Source organism: Denitratisoma sp. agr-D3, assembly GCF_054658675.1.
Window position 1 is genome coordinate 21,745 of the sequence record NZ_BAAGIA010000005.1, and the last position, 21,542, is coordinate 43,286.

17 protein-coding genes are annotated in these 21,542 nt (G+C 58.7%); 14 read left to right on the forward strand and 3 right to left on the reverse strand.

Translation table 11 applies throughout. The features are described from left to right. Positions 1–10 precede the first annotated feature (10 nt). From ACYQ2U_RS13845 to ACYQ2U_RS13860, 4 genes are all read left to right on the forward strand, one after another. Positions 11–568, forward strand: coding sequence for a DUF2271 domain-containing protein (locus ACYQ2U_RS13845; RefSeq protein ID WP_459950973.1), 558 nt, complete (start codon positions 11–13; stop codon positions 566–568). 112 nt (positions 569–680) lie between these two features. After that, the gene (locus ACYQ2U_RS13850) at positions 681–1,505 is read left to right on the forward strand and encodes a DUF4198 domain-containing protein (protein WP_459950974.1); all 825 of its coding nucleotides are present in this window, start codon (positions 681–683) and stop codon (positions 1,503–1,505) included. Between the two features lie 19 nt (positions 1,506–1,524). Continuing rightward, entirely contained in the window at positions 1,525–2,922 is a 1,398-nt protein-coding gene (locus ACYQ2U_RS13855; RefSeq protein WP_459950975.1) for a sulfite reductase subunit alpha, read from the forward strand. A 28-nt stretch (positions 2,923–2,950) separates the two neighbouring features. Then, positions 2,951–4,084 carry an alpha-hydroxy acid oxidase gene (locus tag ACYQ2U_RS13860; RefSeq protein WP_459950976.1) on the forward strand — a complete coding sequence of 378 codons (1,134 nt, stop codon included), beginning with the start codon at positions 2,951–2,953 and terminating at the stop codon, positions 4,082–4,084. 68 nt (positions 4,085–4,152) lie between these two features. On the opposite strand, the gene ACYQ2U_RS13865 is transcribed toward ACYQ2U_RS13860, so the two are convergent. Continuing rightward, entirely contained in the window at positions 4,153–6,066 is a 1,914-nt protein-coding gene (locus ACYQ2U_RS13865) for a potassium transporter Kup (RefSeq protein ID WP_459950977.1), read from the reverse strand. A 240-nt stretch (positions 6,067–6,306) separates the two neighbouring features. Between ACYQ2U_RS13865 and ACYQ2U_RS13870 the strand changes: the two genes are divergently transcribed. From ACYQ2U_RS13870 to ACYQ2U_RS13915, 10 genes are all read left to right on the forward strand, one after another. Continuing rightward, on the forward strand, positions 6,307–7,035 hold the full coding sequence (locus tag ACYQ2U_RS13870; RefSeq protein WP_459950978.1) for a 16S rRNA (uracil(1498)-N(3))-methyltransferase: 729 nt from the start codon (positions 6,307–6,309) through the stop codon (positions 7,033–7,035). Between the two features lie 68 nt (positions 7,036–7,103). Continuing rightward, complete coding sequence (gene pap, locus ACYQ2U_RS13875) at positions 7,104–8,591, forward strand: polyphosphate:AMP phosphotransferase (protein ID WP_459950979.1); 1,488 nt, start codon at positions 7,104–7,106, stop codon at positions 8,589–8,591. 4 nt (positions 8,592–8,595) lie between these two features. Next, positions 8,596–9,912, forward strand: a complete 1,317-nt coding sequence (gene argA / locus ACYQ2U_RS13880) for an amino-acid N-acetyltransferase (protein ID WP_459950980.1) — start codon at positions 8,596–8,598, stop codon at positions 9,910–9,912. 34 nt (positions 9,913–9,946) lie between these two features. Next, positions 9,947–11,053 (forward strand): DegT/DnrJ/EryC1/StrS family aminotransferase, encoded by a 1,107-nt coding sequence (locus ACYQ2U_RS13885; protein ID WP_459950981.1) that lies wholly within the window; start codon positions 9,947–9,949, stop codon positions 11,051–11,053. Positions 11,054–11,071: 18 nt separating this feature from the next. Continuing rightward, positions 11,072–12,175 (forward strand): class I SAM-dependent methyltransferase, encoded by a 1,104-nt coding sequence (locus tag ACYQ2U_RS13890; protein ID WP_459950982.1) that lies wholly within the window; start codon positions 11,072–11,074, stop codon positions 12,173–12,175. 202 nt (positions 12,176–12,377) lie between these two features. Next, positions 12,378–13,052, forward strand: coding sequence for an LbetaH domain-containing protein (locus ACYQ2U_RS13895; RefSeq protein WP_459950983.1), 675 nt, complete (start codon positions 12,378–12,380; stop codon positions 13,050–13,052). A 25-nt stretch (positions 13,053–13,077) separates the two neighbouring features. After that, positions 13,078–14,625 carry a class I adenylate-forming enzyme family protein gene (locus ACYQ2U_RS13900; protein WP_459950984.1) on the forward strand — a complete coding sequence of 516 codons (1,548 nt, stop codon included), beginning with the start codon at positions 13,078–13,080 and terminating at the stop codon, positions 14,623–14,625. After that, on the forward strand, positions 14,612–15,787 hold the full coding sequence (locus tag ACYQ2U_RS13905; RefSeq protein WP_459950985.1) for a Gfo/Idh/MocA family protein: 1,176 nt from the start codon (positions 14,612–14,614) through the stop codon (positions 15,785–15,787). Before ACYQ2U_RS13900 ends, ACYQ2U_RS13905 begins: the two co-directional genes overlap by 14 nt. After that, positions 15,784–16,041, forward strand: a complete 258-nt coding sequence (locus tag ACYQ2U_RS13910) for an acyl carrier protein (RefSeq protein ID WP_459950986.1) — start codon at positions 15,784–15,786, stop codon at positions 16,039–16,041. The genes ACYQ2U_RS13905 and ACYQ2U_RS13910 overlap by 4 nt, the downstream gene beginning before the upstream one ends. Before the next feature lie 63 nt (positions 16,042–16,104). Next, on the forward strand, positions 16,105–17,223 hold the full coding sequence (locus ACYQ2U_RS13915; protein ID WP_459950987.1) for an FkbM family methyltransferase: 1,119 nt from the start codon (positions 16,105–16,107) through the stop codon (positions 17,221–17,223). Here ACYQ2U_RS13915 and ACYQ2U_RS13920 read toward each other — a convergent pair. Together ACYQ2U_RS13920 and ACYQ2U_RS13925 are read right to left on the reverse strand one after the other, a co-directional pair. Next, positions 17,208–18,419 carry a hypothetical protein gene (locus tag ACYQ2U_RS13920; RefSeq protein WP_459950988.1) on the reverse strand — a complete coding sequence of 404 codons (1,212 nt, stop codon included), beginning with the start codon at positions 18,417–18,419 and terminating at the stop codon, positions 17,208–17,210. The genes ACYQ2U_RS13915 and ACYQ2U_RS13920 overlap by 16 nt on opposite strands. Before the next feature lie 205 nt (positions 18,420–18,624). After that, positions 18,625–21,171: a tetratricopeptide repeat protein gene (locus ACYQ2U_RS13925; protein ID WP_459950989.1), complete on the reverse strand. Its 2,547-nt coding sequence runs from the start codon at positions 21,169–21,171 to the stop codon at positions 18,625–18,627. Between the last annotated feature and the right edge of the window lie 371 nt (positions 21,172–21,542).

Genomic DNA, 21,542 nt, shown 5'->3' on the forward strand with positions numbered 1-21,542 from the left:
AGGACACCCCATGACCCCAACCCCGCAACGGATGGCCCGGCACCGCGCCGCCACCCGAATCATCGCCGCCCTCCTCTCCGGTCTCGCCTTGACTGCCGCCCCAGCCCTGGCCGCCGAACTGAACGTGGACGTGGACATTCCCCGCCTCGACGTAGCGGAATACCACCGCCCCTATCTGGCCGTGTGGATCGAAAAAGCCGACCAATCCGTGGCCGCCAACCTGACCGTGCGCTACAACCCGAAGAAGAACAACGAAGGCACCAAGTGGCTCAAGGACCTGCGCCAATGGTGGCGCCGTACCGGCCGCGAACTGGAACCCGCCCAAGTGGACGCCCTGGCCGGTGCCACCCCCGCCGTCGGCCCCCTCAAGCTGCGCTACACCGTGGGCAAGGCGCCCCTGGCCTCGCTGCCCGCCGGCGAATACAAGCTGGGCGTGGAAGCCGCCCGGGAGTCCGGCGGACGGGAACTGGTCTATCTGCCCTTCCAGTGGCCGCCCAAACAGACCCAGCAATTGAGCGCCAAGGGTGAGCACGAGCTGGGCGGCATCAGCCTTGAACTGAAGCCCTGAAAACAGGGGCTAGGGGCTAGAGGCCAGGGTTGAGAAGCCACCCCCTCTCTAGTCCCTTGTCCCCAGACCCTAGTCCCTTACTTCCAGCCCCCATCCATCAAGGAGCCCCGTCATGACTCTGCGTCCCCTCAAGCTTGCCGCCCTGGTTGCCCTGGGCGGTCTCGGCCTTCACCTTTCCCCGGCCAACGCCCATAGCCTGTGGCTGCAACCTTCGACCACCATCCTCGCCAAGGCCCAGTGGATCACCGTGGATGCCGCGGTCTCCAACGACCTGTTCTTCTTCAACCACATGCCACTGGCCCTGGACAACCTGACGGTCACCGCCCCCGACGGCAGCACCTTGGCCCCGGAAAATTTGCTCAAGGGCAAACTGCGCAGCGTCTTCGACCTGAACCTGAGCCAGGCTGGCACCTATCGCATCGCCGTGGTGAACGGCGGTGTCATGGCCAGCTACAAGGTGAACGGTGAAATGAAACGCTGGCGCGGCACGGCGGAAACCTTTGCCAAGGAAGTGCCTGCCGATGCCGATGAACTCAAGGTCGGCGAAAGCCTGGGCCGCGTCGAAACCTTCGTCACCGTCGGCAAGCCGAGCGCCATCAAGCCCGTCGGCAAGGGCCTGGAGCTGGTGCAGGTCGGCGCAAAGGCCAGCCACCCCAACGACCTGGTGGTCGGTGAAGCCGCCAGCTTCCGCCTGGTGCTGGACGGCAAGCCCGCCACCAACCTGGCGGTGACCCTGGTGCGCGGCGGCACCCGCTACCGCAACCAGTTGAACGAAATCAAGACCAGCAGCGACAGTGAGGGCAAGTTCACCGTCACCTGGCCCGAAGCCGGCCTTTACTTCCTGGAAGCGGAAACCAAGGACAGCAAGACCTCCGTGCCCGCCGCCAAGGAACGCCGCGTCACCTACGCCGCCACCCTGGAAGTGCTGCCCCAATAAACCCGGTCGGCTGATAGTCGTGTCCTTGTCTTCGCTCACGGTATTGCCCTGGCCCCGCTTACTGGCGGCCCTATTGGCCGTCCTCGCCTACGCCGCCCTCTGCCGTTGGAGTTGGCGACGGGCAGGCAGGCAGGCGGACACGCCCCACGTCGCCGATGGCGACAGCGCGTTGCTGCCCGTGGTCCATGCCAGCCAGACCGGTTTCGCCCAGTTACTGGCGGAAGAAACCGCCCTGTCGCTGCAACGGGGCGGACGCCCGGCCCGGCCGCTCTCCCTGGCGCAGTTGAGCCAGGGAGATTTGGCGCGGTTGATCGCCACCGACACCCCCTTGCTGCTGGTGGTCAGCACCAGTGGCGAGGGAGACAGCCCCGACGAGGCCGCCGATTTCGTGGCCGGCCCGATGGCCACGGCGCCATCCCTGGCCGGCCTGCGCTACGGCCTGCTGGCCCTGGGCGACGACAGCTACGCCAATTTCTGCGCCTTCGGTCGCCGCCTTGATCATTGGCTACAGCAGCAAGGGGCCCAAGCCCTGTTTCCCGCCATCGAAGTCAACCGGGGTGACGAAGGGGCCATCGCCGCCTGGCAACACCGCGTCGGCGCCTTGGCCAGCACCCTGGATACGCGCGAGGAAGCGGCCGCGCCGCTGGCTGCCACGGCCTTCGCCTCCTGGCGCATCCTGCGCCGGGAACACCTCAACGCAGGCAGCGAAGCGGCCCCGGTGGTGCGCCTGGACCTGGTACCCGCCGCGACCGACGCCCCCCTGCCGACCTGGGAAGCGGGCGACCTGGCCCTGATTCAGCCCCCAGCGGGCAGCGGCGCGCCCCGGGCCTATTCCATCGCCAGCCTGCCCGGCGAGAGTTCATTGCAATTGCTGGTGAGGCAACGACGGGACGAGCAGGGGAAGCCCGGCCTGGTTTCCGGCTGGCTCACCCAGGCGCCGGTGGGTACCTTGGTGCCCTTGCGCTTGCGAACCCATGCCGCCTTCCGCATCGGCGCCAACACCGGTCGACCGCTGATCCTGATCGGCACCGGCACCGGCATGGCGGGCCTGCGCGCCCACCTGGCTGCCCGCGCCGCCCAGGGCGATGGCCGCAATTGGCTGTTGTTCGGCGAACGGGAAGCGGCGCGGGACTTCCATTTCGGCACCGATATCCGTCGCTGGCAGGACATGGGGCTCCTGGCCCGGCTCGACCTGGCCTTCTCCCGCACCGCCGGGGAACGGGTGTACGTCCAGGACCGGCTCGCCGCCGCCGGCAATGCATTGCGCCACTGGCTCGCGGAAGGCGCTGCCATCTATCTCTGCGGCAACGCCGCCACCCTGGCCCCCGCCGTGGATGCGGTGCTGACCGAATTGATCGGCGCCGACGCCCTGGAAGCCCTGTTGGCGGAAGGCCGCTACCGCCGCGACGTGTATTGACTCGACCACCGCCCCACTCCGCACCGCCATGAACCACACCCGTCCGCCCCTGCCGCCCCTTGCCGCCATTCCCCGCGACATCGTCGCCGCCGCCGACTACGTCCCCCACGCCCGCCTGCGCCTGGATGACAACGCTTGGGCTTACCTGGCCGGCGGCGCGGGGGACGAACTCACCCAGCGCTGGAACCGGGAATCCTTCGACCGGCTGCGTCTCCATGGCCGCGTGCTGCAAGCCATGGGCGGCGGCCACACCCGCCTGACCCTGTTCGGCCAAGCTTTCGCCCATCCCTTCCTATTGGCGCCGGTGGCCTACCAGCGCCTGTTCCATCCCCAGGGCGAGGAAGCCAGCGCCCTGGCTGCCGCCGTCACCGACACCGGTCTGGTGCTGAGCACCCTCGCCACCACGCCCCTGGAAACCGTCGCCAAGATTCACCCCGGCCCGGCCTGGTTCCAGCTCTACCTGCAAACTGACCGGAACTTCAATCTCTCCCTGCTGCGACGGGCCGAGGCCGCCGGCTACCAAGCCATCGTACTGACCGTGGACGCGCCCGTCGCCGGGCTGCGCAACCGCGAGCAGCGGGCCGGCTTCGCCCTGCCGCCAGGCTTGGCGGCGGTGCATCTGGCGGACCTGCCAAGCCAGGCCCCGGCGGCCTTGGCACCGGGGCAAAGCGCGTTCTTCGATGGTCTGCTGGGCCGCACGCCCACCTGGGACGACCTAAGATGGCTGCGTGGGCAGACCCGACTGCCCTTGCTGGTCAAGGGCATCCTCCACCCCGACGACGCGCAGCAGGCGCTGACCCTGGGCGCCGACGGCATCATCGTTTCCAACCACGGCGGTCGTACTCTGGACACCCTGCCCGCCGCCATCGACGCCCTGCCCACCGTGGTCGCGGCAGTGGCAGACCGTTGCCCGGTGCTGCTGGACGGCGGCATCCAACGGGGCAGCGACGCCTTCAAGGCCCTCGCCCTGGGTGCCGCCGCGGTGCTGGTAGGCCGGGCCTACGGCTTTGCCCTGGCGGCGGCCGGCGCCCTGGGCGTCGCGCACCTGATCCGCACCCTGCGGGAAGAATTGGAACTCACCATGGCCCTCACCGGCTGCTCCACCCTGGACGCCATCGGCCGCCATTGCTTGTTTGATCCCCCGCCGCACCAGCAGCCATAAAAAAACGGCCCCAATCATGGGGCCGTTTTTCTTGCTTGCGCCTTTTGTCGGCATCGTTGACGCACGGTTTACAACTCCACCTGTGTCCCCAACTCCACCACCCGATTGGTGGGAATCTTGAAGAAGGCCGTGGCGCTGTCGGCGTTGCGGAACATCCAGGTGAACAGGACTTCCCGCCAGTAGGCCATGCCGGGAATGTTGGCGCTGGGCACGATGGTTTCCCGGCCGAGGAAGAAGGAGGTTTCCATGACCTCGTACTTAAACCCCAGGGGCGCGCAACGCTCCAGGGCGCGGGGGATGTCGGGGTCGTCCTTGAAACCGTAGCGCACCACCACCTTGTAGAACCCCTGCTCCAGGGCTTCCACGCTCAGCTGGTCGGCTTCGGCCACGTGGGGCACGTCCTTCATCTGCACATTGAGCAGCACCACGGTCTTGTGCAGCACCTTGTTGTGCAGCAGGTTGTGCAGCATGGCCCGGGGCACGGCGTCGGCGTTGGGAGTGAGGAAGACGCCGGTGCCTTCCACCCGATGGGGGCCGCCGTAGCTCAGGCTAGTAATGAAGGCGTCGAGGGGCATGGAGTCCTGCTCCAGCTTCCGGTAAAGCAGACCCCGGCCCCGTTTCCAGGTGGACAACAGGGAAAACACCGAGAGACCCAATACCAGGGGGAACCAGCCGCCATCGAAGACCTTGGTCACGTTGGCGGAGAAGAAAGCGAAGTCCACCACCACGAAGAACGCCAGGAAAACGCCGGCCTTGAGCCAGCTCCAGCCCCACAGGGAACGCACCACCACGAAGGCGAGGATGGTGTCGATCATCATGGTCAGGGTCACGGCGATGCCGTAGGCCGAGGCCAGGTTCGAGGAGGACTTGAAGCCCAGCACCAGGATCACCACCGCCAACAACAGCAGCCAGTTGATGTTGGGAATGTAGATCTGGCCCTTCTCCCGCTCTGAGGTGAACTTGATCTGAATGCGGGGACAGTAGCCCAACTGGATGGCCTGGCTAGTGAGGGAGTAGGCGCCGGAAATCACCGCCTGGGAGGCGATCACCGTGGCCAGGGTCGCCACCAACACCAGAGGGATTTGCAAGGCGTCGGGAGCCATATGGAAGAAGGGATTGGCCACGGCCTCCGGCTCGGCCAGGATCAAGGCACCCTGGCCCAGGTAGTTCAAGTACAGACAGGGAAAGACAAAACCCAGCCACGCCCATTTGATGGGGCGTCGACCAAAGTGGCCCATGTCGGCGTAAAGCGCTTCGCCGCCGGTGATGGCCAGCACCACCGCTCCCATGGCGAGGAAGGCGAGGCCGCTGTGCTCTTCGAAGAACAACACGGCATACCACGGGTTGATCGCCACCAGGACCTGGGGGTGTTCCCACAGATTGGTCAGGCCCATCAGGCCCAGGATGCCAAACCAGAACATCATCACCGGCCCGAACAAGGTGGCCACGCTGGCCGTGCCCTTGGGCTGGATCAGGAACAGAGCGACCAGCACCACCAGGGTGATGGGCACCACGTAGGGCTTGAACACCGGGGTCACCACCTCCAGGCCCTCCACGGCGGACAACACCGACATGGCTGGGGTGATCACCGCGTCGCCGTAGAACAAGGCGGCGCCGAACACGCCGAGGATGGACACCACCGCCAGCAAACCGGCACTGGCACCGGGCGTGCGCAGGGCCAGGGCGGTCAGGGCCATGATGCCGCCCTCGCCCCGGTTGTCGGCCTTGGTGATGAACTTGACGTACTTGAAGGTGACCGTGATGGTCATGGCCCAAAAGATCAGGGACAGGATGCCCAACAGATTGTCGGGTGTCACCGGTACCGCATGGTGGCCGTTGAACACTTCCTTCATGGTGTACAGGGGACTGGTGCCGATGTCGCCGTAGACCACCCCCATAGCGGCCAGGGCCATGGAGGCCAAACTGGCCTTGTGGTGGTCTTCGGGGGAAGCGTTCGCGTCGGGACTTGCGTGGGAAGACATGAATTCCTCGCGGTAAGGAGCCGAACTGGCAAAAAACGTCACCACCGGAAAGGCCCAACGAGCCGCATCCGGGGCATGGCGTACGTGCTGCGCAGCAGCACGAAAGGCATTCTACCGCCCTGGTCGGTCCGATTCCCTGACTTTGGTCAGGCTTATGCGTCGTCCCGACCGGCAGGAATCGCCGGGATTTCCCCCGGTGCATCGCTCTTTCGAGGGAATATCCCGTGAAATAATGGGGCGATGATTCCCCGCTTCCACTGCCCCACGCCCCTCACCCCCGGAGCCACCCTCGATTTGCCGGAGGACGCCGCCCACCATGCGGTCCGCGTCCTGCGCCTTAAGGAAGGCGACCGGGTACGCCTGTTCGACGGCCGGGGCGGCCAGTGGCTGTGCCGCATCCAAAGGCTCAAGCCGGTCCCCCACGTGGCCCTGGAAAGCTTCGAGGAGGTCGAGCGGGAATCTCCCTTGCGGGTGACCCTGGCCCAGGGTCTGCCGGCGGCGGACAAGATGGACTGGGTGATCCAGAAATCCGTGGAGCTGGGCGTGGCCGCCATCCATCCCGTGGCCGCGCGCCGCAGCGTGATCCGCCTGGCCGGCGACAAGGCCGAACGGCGCGCCCGCCACTGGCAGAGCGTGGCCGTCTCCGCCAGCGAACAATGCGGCCGCGACCGGGTGCCGCCGGTGGCGGAATTGCTCGACCTGCCCCAATACCTGGCCGCCCCCGCCGCTCCGGACGAATTGCGCCTGATCCTGGCACCGGGTGCCGAGGTGCGCCTGCGGGACATGGCACCGCCCACAGGGCCAGTCACCGTCCTGATCGGGCCCGAAGGGGGCTTCGAGGACACCGAATTGCACATGGCCCGCAGCGTCGGCTACCTGCCCGTCAGCCTGGGACCGCGCGTCCTGCGCACCGAGACGGCGGGGCCGGCCGTGTTGGCGGCCTTGATGGCACTGTGGGGGGATGGATAAGCCAAGCAGCGGCTTATCCCCCACGTGCCCCGTGACGTTGCTTGCGTGGGGATGCTGAGGAGACCAGGATGTTCGAGTCCGCCGAGTTGGGCCACAAGATCGACAAGGCCGCCTTTCGCAAGGAGGAGCCGGGGCTGCGGGCCGATCTGCTGGACGTGCAGTACGACTTGAAGGAGGCGGGACGCTTCCCCGTGGTCATTTTGATCAACGGTCTCGATGGCGCCGGCAAGGGCGAAATGGTGAACCTGCTCAACGCCTGGATGGACCCACGCCACATCGAAACCCACGCCTTCCCGCCGCCCGCGGAGGAAGAGCGGCTGCGTCCGCCCATGTGGCGCTTCTGGCGGGCCCTGCCGCCCAAGGGCAAGATCGGCATTTTCGTCGGCAATTGGTACACCGACCCCATCGTCTCCAAGGTCCGTGGCGCCAGCGGCAAGGCAGACCTGGAACGGTCGGTAAACGACATCCTGCGCTTGGAAAAGCTACTGACGGACGAGGGCGTATTAGTCCTCAAGTACTGGTTCCATCTCTCGAAAAAAGGCCAGAAGAACCGCCTGGAAAAACTGGCGGCCAATCCCAAGACCCGTTGGCGGGTGAGCCGCCACGACTGGGATTTGTTCGCCCAGTACGACAAGTACGTCAAGACGGCGCGCCATGTGCTGCGCCTCACCAGCAGCGGCCAAGCGCCCTGGATCGTGGTGGACGGCAGCGACGAGTACTACCGCGCCATCACCGTGGGCCGCCACCTGCGGGATGCCATCCGCGCCCGGCTCAAGCTCAAGGATGGCAAGACTGCCCGCATCAGCGCCGCGCCGCTGACCCACGCCCTGGACGGCCGCGATCTGATCAATGCCCTGGACCTGGGCCAGAAACTGGCGAAAAAGCGTTACGAGACCGATTTGGAACAGTGGCAGGCCAAGCTCAATGCCCTGGCCCGCCATCCCCGTTTCAAGAAGCGCTCCCTGGTGATGGTGTTCGAGGGCAACGACGCCGCCGGCAAGGGCGGCACCATCCGCCGCGTCACCGCCGCCCTGGATGCGCGCAACTACACCATCGTACCCATCGCCGCCCCCACCGAGGAAGAACGGGCCCAGCCCTATATGTGGCGCTTCTGGCGCCACGTGCCGCAACAGGGACGGATGACGATCTTCGACCGCTCCTGGTATGGCCGGGTGCTGGTGGAGCGGGTCGAGGGTTTCTGCACCGAGGCCGACTGGATGCGGGCCTATGCCGAAATCAACGATTTTGAGGAACAATTGAGCCGCAACGGCGCCATCGTGCTCAAGTTCTGGCTGGCCATCTCCAAGGACGAGCAGTACCGGCGCTTCAAGGAACGGGAAAAAACCCGCTTCAAACGCTTCAAGATCACCGAGGAAGACTGGCGCAACCGTGACAAATGGGATGATTACGAAACCGCCGTCTGCGATATGGTGGACCGTACGTCCACCGGCCACGCGCCCTGGACCCTGGTGGAAGCCAATGACAAGAACTTCGCCCGCATCAAGGTTTTGCGTACCCTGTGCGAGCGCCTGGAAAACGAATTGAAAAAGGGATAGCGGAGTGGATCAGAGCAATGCGAAATTGGTGGCCTGGGTTCGGCAAGCGGCGCCTTACATCCATGCCTTCCGCGGCAAGACCTTCGTCATCGCCTTCGGCGGCGAAGTGCTGGAGGGCGAACGGCCCCAGTCCATCATCCACGACATCGCCCTGCTCGACAGCATGGGCATCCGCCTGGTATTGGTGCACGGCGCCCGCCCCCAGATCGACATCGAAATGCAGGCCCGTGGCCTGACGCCGCGCTTTCACGATGGCTTGCGCATCACCGATGCCGACGCCCTGGAATGTGTCAAGCGCGCCATGGGCGTGACCCGGATCGAGATCGAGGCCCTGCTCTCCCAGGGCCAGGCCAACACCCCCATGGCCGGCGCCTTCCTGCGCGTGACCGGCGGCAACTTCATCACCGCCCGCCCGGTGGGCGTAGTGGACGGCATCGACCACCAATACACCGGCGCGGTGCGCAAGGTGATCGCCGAGGAAATCCAGGGCGACCTGGCCCAGGAAAACGTGGTGCTGATCACCCCCATCGCCGCCTCGCCCACCGGCGAAATCTTCAACCTGGCCTGGGAGGAAGTGGCCGAAGCCGTGGCCGTCGCCATCCAGGCCGACAAGCTGATCTTCCTCAGCGACGGCCCCGGTCTGGTGGACGCCCAGGGCCAATTGCTCGACGCCCTCACCGCCAACCAGGCGGAGGCCCTGCTCAAGCAGAAGGTGCCCCAGTCCCCCGAGGTGGCCCGGGTGCTACCCGAGGCCATCCGCGCCTGTCGCAACGGCGTGGGACGGGTGCACTTCCTCGACCGCAACGCCGACGGCGCCATGCTGATGGAGTTCTTCACCCGGGACGGCGTCGGCACCGTGATGACCCGCGCCCCCCTGGCCCTGGTGCGGGAAGCCACGCCCGACGATGTGATGGCGGTGCTGTCGGTGATCGAACCGCTGGAAGAGGACGGCACCCTGGTCCGCCGCGGCCGGGAACGGCTGGAAGCCGAGATCACCCGCTTTTCGGTGCTGGAGCACGACGGCATCGTCGTCGGCTGCGCCGCCCTGTATCCCTATTCCGACGAAAAGTCCGCCGAACTGGCCTGCTTGGCCGTGATGCCCGACTACCGCCGCTTCGGCTACGGCGATCTGCTGCGGCGGCACATCGAGGAACGGGCCAAGCGGGATCGGCTCAAGCGCCTGTTCGTGCTCACCACCCGCACCTCCCACTGGTTCATCGAACGGGGCTTCAGCGAAGCAGGCGTGGACACCCTACCCAGCGAGAAGCGGGAGATGTACAACCTGCAACGCAAGTCCAAGGTGTTCAGCAAGGCGCTTTAAGCCATCGAACAGCCCCCCCGCACAGGACACGCCCATGAGCGACAAGCCGATCTACGTCACCCAGCCCTTCCTGCCGCCCCTGGAGGAATTGCTGCCCAGCCTGGAGCAGATCTGGCAAAGCCGCGTGCTGACCAACGGCGGCCCTTTTCATCAACAGTTCGAGCAGGCCCTGGCCGACTATCTCGGCGTGAACCACGTTTCCCTGTTCGCCAATGGCACCCTGGCCCTGATCACCGCACTCCAGGCCCTGCGCATCAGCGGCGAAGTGATCACCACGCCCTACAGCTTCGCCGCCACCAGCCATGCTCTGCTCTGGAACGGCATCAAGCCGGTGTTCGTGGACATCCGGAATGAAGACTGCAATCTGGATCCGGACAAGATCGAAGCCGCCATCACCCCCCAAACCACGGCCATCCTGCCGGTGCACTGCTACGGCAATCCCTGCGCCATGGAACGCATCCAGGCCATCGCCGACAACTACGGCCTCAAGGTGATCTACGATGCGGCCCACGCTTTTGGCGTGCGCCAAGGGGGAAACTCCATCCTCAACCATGGCGACCTGTCCATCCTCAGCTTCCACGCCACCAAGATCTTCAACACCTTCGAAGGCGGTGCTATCGTCTGCCATGACCCAAAGCTCAAACAACGCATCGACTACCTGAAGAACTTCGGCTTCGCCAACGAAACCACCGTGGTCGCCCCAGGGATCAACGGCAAAATGAACGAGTTTCAGGCGGCATTGGGATTACTGCAACTCAAACACGTGGATACCGCCATTGAGCGGCGCGGTGAAATCGATCGCCACTACCGCGAAGCCCTGGCCGCCGTGCCCGGCATCACCTGCCTTCCCATCCCCGCCGATACCCGCAGGAATTTCGCCTACTTCCCCATCCTGGTGCACGCGGACTTCCCTCTCAGCCGTGATGATTTATATGAAAAACTGGGTACAGCCAACATTCGAGCCCGGCGCTACTTCTACCCGCTGATTTCGGAGTTCTCCATGTACCGTGAGCTTCCCTCCTCACGGCGCGATAACCTTCCCCAAGCAAGCAACGCCGCCGGACAAATTCTGTGCCTGCCCATTTACCCCGACCTCAATGACGAGGACCAACAGCGCATCATCGACTGCATCGTTTCCTGACCGTGCCTTCTTATTGACATGGATAGCATCCGACTACTCATCTTTCCCCTTGACCTGGATGAAACTACCCCGGTGATCCGCGTGGCGGCCAGCCTTCGTATCCCGACCGTCGGCGCCAGTTCCGCGCTCTCATCCGCAGAAGGACGGGCCGTCGATCACTTCATCAAGCTTCCCTTTGTCACCGAACCATCCTTCAATGACGCTCTAGCAGAAGCCCTTGGTCGATTCGGCATTACGACCGTATTTGCCCCCCACCAAGGCGTATGGCGCCATCTCAACACATTGCTGTGCACACAGCCCGACCGATACTCCTTTTCCCTGTGCAAGCCAGACCCTTTTACCGCTACATGGCAGTTATTTGCTCCCCATGAAGACTGGGCAAGGAATGTACTTGATGCTCCCTGGCGCCCTGAGGAGCCAATTCGCCCGCCGCTCAGCCATAGCAGTTACGCGGCCCTACACCGGCTATTCCTCTCGACCCCCGGGCAGAGCGATGAAGGAAAACTCCATGCACTATGCGACATTGCACAACTGCTTCCCCGTGGCGACATGTTGGAAGTCGGCTGCCTCTACGGTCGTTCCGCCATCGCTTTGGGCTTCCTCGCCGCTCGATACCAGATTGGCAATCTGATCTGCGTGGACCCTTGGCGAACTGCCGCAGTCACGGACCAAGGAACGCAGGCATCCATTCTTAACGCCGACTTAAAGACAATCAACTTAGAGCAGATATTCAGGATTTTTCTGGCTACGGCAGCACAACTAAACAACATCGGCTACATCCGCGAAACGTCCACTGAAGCACACCCCATCTATGAAAGCGCCCGCCGCGATGGCGTATTGCACAGTGCCGAATTGGGAAGCATCACGCTGTCTCCCCATCTGAGCCTGCTCCACATTGATGGCAACCACCGCTACGACCACGTCAAACAGGACATCGCAACCTGGACCCCCCACTTGATTTCCGGTGGCTGGCTGCTGCTCGATGACTATGTCTGGGCCTTCGGTGATGGTCCACGCCGAGCAGGTGATGAGCTACTGAGCAGCCCTCTCTGGGATACTGCCGTTGTCAGCGGCGACACCTTGTTTCTACGCCGAAGCAGCATCTCCTCTACTATCGCTTGACACACCCGCAGACAATCTGCGGCCTAGTCCCTAGCAACGGCCTCTCCCCGACATAGGGGAGATTGAAAGAAAAGTACCCAGCTTGCCCCTCTGCCCCGGCTAAAGAAACTAAGAAATTGGCCGTATTGTTAGGCGCATTCGATATTTCAGTCTTCTGGTCATGCATTGACTGGCCAGCCACCGAGCAAAGGGGTCCGCAGCGATGGGCGTAGTGATCTACGGCAACGGCGCCATGGCCAAGGTACTTTATTCCTACGCGAAAAAAACCCTCGACATTCAGGGCTTCACCGTGGATCGACATTGCATGACTGGCGATACGGATACTTTCTGCCAACTTCCTTTGCTTCCATTCGACCAAGTCGCCACAACCTTTCCCCCTGAGCAGCACTCCATGATCGTCATGGTTGGCTTTGCCGAAATGAACAAGCTGCGTCAGCGCAAATGCGAGGAGGCCGAAACTCTGGGGTATCGACTGACCTCCTACGTTCATGAGTCCGTGCAACGCCATGATGATGTGACTATTGGAAAGAATGTGGTGGTTCTTGATCATGTTTCCCTGCATCCCGGCACCACCTTGGGGGATGGCGTGTTCATCTCCAGCAACGTGAATATCGGTCACGACTGTGTCATTGGGGATTACAACTGGATCAACTCCGGTGTCGCCATTGCCGGCCATTGCACGCTCGGCCCGGGCAGCTTTTGGGGCGTCAATGCCTGTGCCGGGGATGGCATTACCCTCGGCGCCCATAACTTCATCGGTGCCAATACCCTGATCGCACAGAACACGACAGATGAAGAAGTCTACCTTTCCGAGCCCGGCATGAAGTTCCGCCTGAAGAGTCCAGCATTCCTCAAGTTTACGGGGATGGCGCAGTGATTACCTTTGCCACGGGAATTGCATCGTGCTGACCCTATCCCACCAGTTTCAACATACCGTCGCGTTAAAGCCAGGGAAGACAGCCCTCGTTTTTGAAGATCAGTCGTTAAGCTACGGTGAACTGGCCTCCATAGCCTGGCGCTTGGGCGCCGCCATGACCGCCCGCAATGTCCGCAGAGGTGACCATCTGGCGGTGTTGCTGCCCAATAATGTCGAATTTGTGGCCACACTTCTTGCCGCCGCAGACCTGGGGCTAACCCTAATCCCTCTCAGCCCGGCATTGACGACGGATGCCATTGCCATTGCGTTTACCTCGACCCGGGTCAAGCATGTCATTGCAACAGCCGACACCATAAGCGCCCTCACTGAAACAGCCTTGTTTCCCGTCGGTGTCGCCGACGGTCTATGGCTTGCCATTGATCGCACCATCGACAAGGCCGACACATTTTCATCCGTTCTACAAACCGCGCCGGATGATGCCCAAGCCACCTTCCAGGGGAAGGATGAAGATTCCTTCATCCTGACCATGACCTCCGGTTCCACCGGGGACCCCAAACCCATCATCCTCACCCAGCGCACCAAACGCCAACGCATTTCCGCCGCCCAACAGCTATACGGGCTCACTAGCGACGACATCACCTTGGCTGCCACGCCTCTCTACCACTCCCTGGCGGAGCGCCTGGTGCTGTTACCCCTCATGACCGGCGGCACCTCGGTATTAATGGCGCGCTTCTCGGCTTCGGAATGGTTGCGCCATATTGCCGAACACAAGGTCACCTTCACCATAGCCGTGTCCTCCCAATTAGGTCAGATACTGCCCCATCTTCAGGCCATGAAAGGCAACCACGAGGCCATCACCAGCCTGCGCTGCCTGGTATCGTCCTCGGCCCGGATCGACCATCGCATCAAGGCCGACCTGGTCGCTTGCTTCGATGGAGAATTTCATGAGTGCTACGGCGCCTCGGAAATCGCCATCGCCACGAATCTGAGCAACCGCGACGCCGAAACAAAACTGCATTCCGTCGGCTACCCCGCCCCCGGTGTTGACGTAAAAATCCTGGCCAAGGATGGGACCTGGGCGGCGCAAGGCGAAGTTGGCGAAATCCTGTGCAACACGCCCATGCTTTTCGGTGGTTACTACCTCAGGGATGACCTGACCCAGGCTGCCATGCACGGGGAATACTTCCGCACGGGCGATCTGGGACGCCTCGATGAAGAAGGCTTCCTCTACTTCATGGGAAGAACGAAGGAGCTCATCATCAGCGGCGGCATCAACATATATCCGACAGACATAGAGTCGGCCCTTGCCCATGCCCCCGGGGTTCTTGAATGCGCAGCCTTCCCCGTACAGGACGATCATTTAGGCGAAGTCGTGGGTGTTGCACTCGTGCCGAATGACCCCGCCGAATTCAATTTGCGCCAAGTGCGCCATCATTGCGCTAAAACCTTGGCCGACTTTCAATTGCCGCGTAAGTACTTCATCCTTGATCGACTCCCCAGAAACCCTATGGGGAAAATCATGAAGTCGGCCCTGATCAATGAATTCGGTGGAATAAACCATGCAAACACCTGACCCCCTGTTCCCCTCCCCGCCATTGCAATTGGGGTTCATCGGAGGCTCCCTGACCTCGGCAGTGGGCTACGCACACCAGGTGGCCGCCACCATGGACAACCATTGGCAAATTGCGGCTGGTGCCTTTACTCGAAACCCTGAACTGAATCAGGCAACAAGTAAGGCCTACGGTGTCGCCATCGAACGCTGCTATGACCACTGGCAGGACATGCTCCTCGGCGAACAGAACCGCCTTGATGCAATTGTCGTTCTGACCCCTACCCCTACCCATGGCGAAGTAGTCACTGCCTGCCTTCAAGCAGGACTTCCTGTCGTCTGCGAGAAAGCATTGGCCACCACCAGCGCAGAAGCGCGACGGATTCAATCCATCAGGGACGAAACTAAGGGATTTTTAGCTGTCACCTACAATTATTCCGGCTATCCCATGGTCAGGGAATTACGCAATCTGATCCGTCAAGGACGCCTCGGAAAAATTATTCACTTCCAGGCTGAGATGCCCCAGGAGGGCTTCATCCGTACCGATGCTCAAGGACACAAGCCACAACCACAATCGTGGCGCCTCAGGGATGGTGCCATCCCCACCATTCACCTTGATTTGGCAGTGCATCTCCATCACCTAATACATTTTCTTACCGACCTGTCTCCCTTAGAAGTCGTGGCTAATCAGGCCAGCTACGGCTGGTTCTCCGACGTAGTGGACGATGTCATTTGCCTGAGCCGATACCAGAACGATGTGCAGGGACAAATCTGGTTCAGCAAATCCTCCCTGGGTTATCGCAATGGTTTGCGCTTGCGCATCTTTGGCGATCAGGGTGCCGCCGAGTGGTACCAAGCCAAACCGGAAGAAGTGCTGCTCTCCTTCAGTGATGGACGCAGAGAAATACTGGACCGAGCCTCATCAGTCGAGGTTACCTCACAAGCCCGTTACAACCGATTCAAAGCAGGGCATCCGGCAGGCTTCCTTGAGGCCTTTGGTAATCTCTATGTGGATATCGCCCGTTCCCTGCAAACCTTCAAGCGGACCGGAACATGGCAGTCCGATCAAGTATTTAGTGCGGAATTGGCGATCGAAGGCTTGTCCATGCTTGAGGCCATGGTCGAGTCGGTCAAAACAAGAAAATGGCAGATGGTTACTGGCGTGGATCTAGGAGCCGCTCAATGAACCCAACTACACTTGCTTTTGTACTCAAAAAAATCCAGGCAAAAGGGAAAATACCTGAAACGGAGTCTTTGATGGAACTGGATTACCGGCGAGCCGGCTACGTTGACTCCATCGGCATCATGAAATTCGTGCTGGAGATCGAGGCGGAATTTGATATTGAGATCAGCGAAGCTGAGATTGAGTCACCGGCCTTCAGCACCATCGGCGGCCTAGTCCGCATTATCGACGAACATCTTCGTCAAAACCATACCTAAAATTACTCCTATTCGCTTCATACCAGGGATCAATCCACCCGCTACCCCAGTAGAGAGGAGACTATGAGCAGTTTGATTCTCAACAATCCCCATCGAAAACATGCGGATGAGGAAGCGCGACGCTTCTGCGATGGATTCATCGCATTGAATGGACGCCCCAAGTATGTTCTAGGAAGAAACGCCTACGCCGAAGCCGTTAGCAAGCACATTGCAGTGACAGGGTTTATCGATGATTTTTCAGATCAAGAAAGCTACCTTGCATGCCCCGTGATCAAAACGAAAGATATCCCCCAGGATGCTCTTGTATTAATCGCGTCGAGTCTTCGGCCCTTGTCTGCCCAAAGGCGCCTTGAAGAACGACAGGTGCAATACCTCGACTACTTTGCCTTTCGTCGAATTTCCGGGCTGCCCTTACCCCATCTCATGTTCAACGAAGGCTTCGCCGAAGATTTTGCCGAGAACGAAAAACAATATGAGTGGATTTATCAGTTGCTTGCAGATGAGCAATCCAGAACAATCTTCAGGAAGCTCATCAGCTTCCGTGTTGAGCAAGACATTTCATTTCTGGAAGGCTTTGAACCACGCGAGGATCAACAGTACTTTGAGGACTTTCTGCAACTTCAGGATAGCGGGGAAACCTTTATCGATGTCGGCGGCTACGATGGCTATACGAGTTCGGAGTTCATTCGTCACTGCCCGCATTACGCAGCAATTCATATCTTCGAGCCAGAGCCTAAAAATTACACTACGTGCAAAACCAATCTACAGCATCATGCCAACATCGACATCCACAAGCTCGGCCTTTCTGATCGTAAAGCCACTTTACGTTTAAGTTCTGAAGGCTCTGCCTCAAAAGTTTCGGCCAGTGGCCACTTTTTTATTGATGTTGATAGATTGGACAACTATGCTGCCCAAATCGGCAATCCAACGCTAATCAAAATTGACGTTGAAGGGGCTGAAATGTCTGCAATTGGAGGCGCAGCCGAGACTATTCGCAAGCACCATCCACGGCTAGCCATATGTGTTTATCACAACCCAGGAGACTTTTGGAAGATTCCCAAATTCATTCTGGAAATAAACCCTAACTATCTAATCCATCTAAGACATTACACTGAATCAATTTATGAAACCGTAATGTTCTTTACCCTCGCACCAACAAATAACACTCATCTATTAACGTAAATTTTCGCTTGGGAAGTATGAGGCATAGTTGAATCCATCAACTGAAAGTTACCAGAGACCCGCTGACAAGCCTGATTAAGCAAATCAACCTCAACCCCCCTCATATTTTCAGATTTATAGGGATAGCTCTTTATTGCAGACCAAGCAATATCATAATATTGCTGATTAACCCTAGTCACATAACGATGAGAAGACTTATTCGCCCCATCAATTAAAGACCTAACATTCATGGACCACAATTCATTACCATAATGACTTCTAATATAACCACAAAAATCTCTTGTGTACTCCGAAAACCTCTCAGAAACCAACAATGTCCTAATAACACCCTCCATCTCTTCCGGCGAACTGAATTCCACCATAAACTTCTTCAGCTCCCCAAAAGAATGATGTGGGGAGTACTGGCTAATGCATAATCTACCCGCATACCCAGCCTCTATAATCCGCCCAGCAAATTGGTAAACCTCAGGCCTGGGCAATGAAGAATAGCCAGCACAGCGGAAAGGAAAGTCGCTTTTAGACAAATTAACGATAATCTTGGCACTTGCAATCACATCAGAAAGTTCCTGCCAAGTTAAATCACCACTCATTGCTATTTCATGAGACTTCCCTGTATGAACTCGTACCTTAAGGCCGCTCATCTGTTCCAGCTTGGTAACATAACTTAATCTATCTGCCTTATCAGGGTAACCAAACCAAAGAACATCGTACTCTGGTAATTTTATATTGCTCACATAAAACGACTCAGATATCGGGAAAAATTGTGTAACCTTAATATCCAACTCTTGGTACTTCACAATCCCAGATGGACAGGCAACAAGAGCAAAAGAGGCACGACTTGCGAGCACGCGATTGTAATCATGCATTGTCGAGTCATCGAAAAGCATTAAGCCCACCGGCAGTATTTGGTCAAGAAGTTCAACCGTTGCAATATTAAAAATATCGCACCACTCCGAATCAATTAACAGCGCTCTAAATTCGAAAGAAACCTGAGTCCTCTTAACATGCTCGCACAACCCCAGCGTCCCCAATGCCGCATAGAACTCAGAAAAATACCCATAATAAACGTTATATTGACGCTCAAGAATCTGAACAACATGAGAATTCCACCGGGACGCATATTTAAAAAGTATCAATAAATTCTCCTTACCCACATCAACAGGAGAATCAATAAAGTAGCCCTCAGAATTTAACATTCAATCACCCCAAGCCAAAAAAATTCAAGCCAATACCGCGCCACCAATGGATTTGTCCATACACTAACTTATTTAGCCATTCAAACCAAGTCATTATGCAATCAATCACTTTGCACAACAAATAAGATAAAAGCCTTACCTTCCCCTTCCACAATTCTCCACAACCCATTCTACAAACTATGATTTTTAATCATCGGAATGAGGCCTAACTGTGCACCAACTTAATTAAAGCATTAGCTAATTCATCCACGACCAAGCCATCGCAACGCGCTTTGAAATCAGCTAAAGCATTCTGAACCCTGACGCCGATTGCTTTTTTCTTTTCTGGGCTCCTGGCCAAGTCTATCGCTATACGCACGTATTCTTCAGGGCTACGGGCCACGGTATCTGTCACACCCAATGCCTCATACCATCCACCGACCGAGCGAGAACGAAAGAATTCCATAGGCATGGTAACCAGTGGGATACCCTGGCTGTTGGCAATAAACCCTGTAGTCCCGGCACCAAAGTGGAAAGGGTCCAACAGAATGTCCGCATGACAAAGCATTGACTTAAAAGCCGGCCCCGGCAGCCAGTCAGAAAACCTTATTCGCTCCCGCACGGATGGATCAGCAATCGTCTTTTCTAGCCGCGCGAGTACAAGCTCGTGCCAGGTAGGCATGAGATTGTCTTTGAATAACACAACCTCTCCCTCCGGGTCTTCGGCCAGGATTTTTGCCATTACTTCATCAAAGTCTGGATGCAGTTTCTGTAGCTTCATGGGAACCACATAAGCCCGTCGCGGCCCCAACCCAACAGACTCCCGAGAAAATAAATTCGTAAAGTCTTCTGGTGGCGGCAAGAATGTTCCGCCATATTTAAGCCTTACCAATTTCTCACTGTAGTGTGACTCGGCCCCTGGTACCTCACCAGGGGTATCCCAGCTGAAACGATAATCCACCGTGGAGATACCCAAAGTGTCTGGATGTCCGTTAAAACAACATTGCACAGGCGCCAATCGAAAATGCGCGAGATAATTGCAGAAAGCATACATCCCAAGATCGGGGTAAACAATCACATCAAACCGCATCTGCGCGATGGTATTTCTAGCCTGAATCAAATCCACATCAGGCACAGGCACATAAAAATCAACTGCGGTAATCAAATCCACATGAGCTGGGTCAAGTGCTTGGTCATACCCCAAGCTCACCACGCTGACTTCCAAATCATCCCGTTCCGCCAAGGCCTTGATGATGGGGTTGTACGCAAGTCCAACCGAATGATTGAACAAATACTTTGAGACAAAACCAATGCGTAATTTCCCTGATGCCGGGGGCAGCGTTGCCAACTCGGGGTTAACCCAGTTGAGTTCAGGACAGACTTTACGCAGCAAGCTGGAAAACTTTGTCAGTATTTCCCTGTCGCTTAGGCCGTGGAAAGCAAAATAGAATCCAGGCTGAACCAGCAATCGCAGATCCTCGACGCTGATCGTTAGTTCCTCCATTGCCAATAACTCATCCAAGGCTTGATCCACCCGCTGTCGGCAGGCCAGAATGTCCTGCCAGGTTCCCATAACAGCAGGAATCAGCATTGCCATCAAGACACGGATCACACTCCGACCACTGAGTTGATAGGCATGCCGATAATGTTCCAGTGCCGATTCGGTATAGCCTGCGTTTTCCTCGTGTGCCGCCAACTGAATAAGGGAATCCAAATAATCCGGTTCAACAGCCAGCCCCGCCCGTAGCACTTCTATTGATTTTTGTTGCAGCCCACGTGCGGCATAGCCTGTCGACAAAAAATGGTAAGGAGCCGCCGTCCCTGACCGCAGATCAATGGCGGCCAGCAAATACTGCTCTGCCTCTTCCATGCGTCCTTGTGCATTGAGAACCGCCCCCAAGTTCGTCAGGAAATCGGCACGGTCACTCTTGAACTCAACCGCTTTTCGGAAGCAAAGCTCGGCATCCCCCATCATGCCGTTGCTGTAATAAAAAAAACCGATATTGTTGTAGGCAGCCGCATAAGTGGGATCCAACTCCAAGGCATGCTGGTAGTAAGACAATGCCTCTTCTTTTCTGCCCAATCGATCAAACATGATGCCCGCGTTAAAGCTGCGGAAAGCCTTTGGCTCCAATGCCAATCCCTGTTGATAGAGGGCTGCGGCCTCCTCCAGTCGGGTAGCGTCCCCGGACAGCAAGGTTGCCAAATTATCCAAAAGCAGCAAGGACGCCTGCCCAGAGACCTTTGTTAGGCCCAGCCGATACAGCACCTCCGCCTCGGACTGTTTCCCTAACAAAGTCTTGATATGCGCCAAATAATTGAGCACCGCCACTGACTCAGGTGCGCACCTCCTCGCCTCTTCCGCACTCGCCTCTGCCTCCGCATAACGCCCCTCTTGTTCCTCAAGCATGGCTCGCTGTACATAACCGCGAAAGTCCTTGGGGTATTCCTTGATGAACCGATGAAGGGTTTCCCCGGCGGAAGGGTGACTACCATAACGTTGGCACTCAGCCAGTGAAATAAGGCTGTCCGGCTCTTGATGCAAGGCAAAGGCAGCAGAAAAGTGTTTGATGGCGGTTTCCCAATCCTTCAATACCGCCGCGGCCGACCCGCGTAATTTATGCGCCCTCCAATTCGATGGATCGAGACGTAACGCTGCATCCGCATGGGCTGCGGACCCGGCATAGTTTTTTTGATCGTAGCTCACCGCCGCAGCCTGGAGTTTCACCACGGAAGCCTGCTGCTGCCGTCCAGCACCCAATTTTTTTACCATTGCCCAGTCCTATCAAGATTCTGCCAGTCCATACCCTAGCATCGCCCAACGCAAACCAAGGAAAGGAACATACGGTCATTCATCAAGCACATTGGACAATCCGGCGCCGCCGGCCATTCGATCAGACCGCCTCACCTCTCAACCAAAACGCCAAGACAAGAAAATCCTGCCCCCCCCCCCCGGCCAATACGCAACGTGGCGCCCAACAGCCCGCCTCTCCCCGCTCAGGCCTCCCCGCTCAGGCCTCCCCGACCGGGCCTCCCCGACCGGGCCTTGGTAGAAAAACATCAAAACATTGATTATTAATGAAAAAACCCCAAGTCCCATAAAAAACAAAATCACCGAGAAATCCTATGCCGTTATGCCTAAAG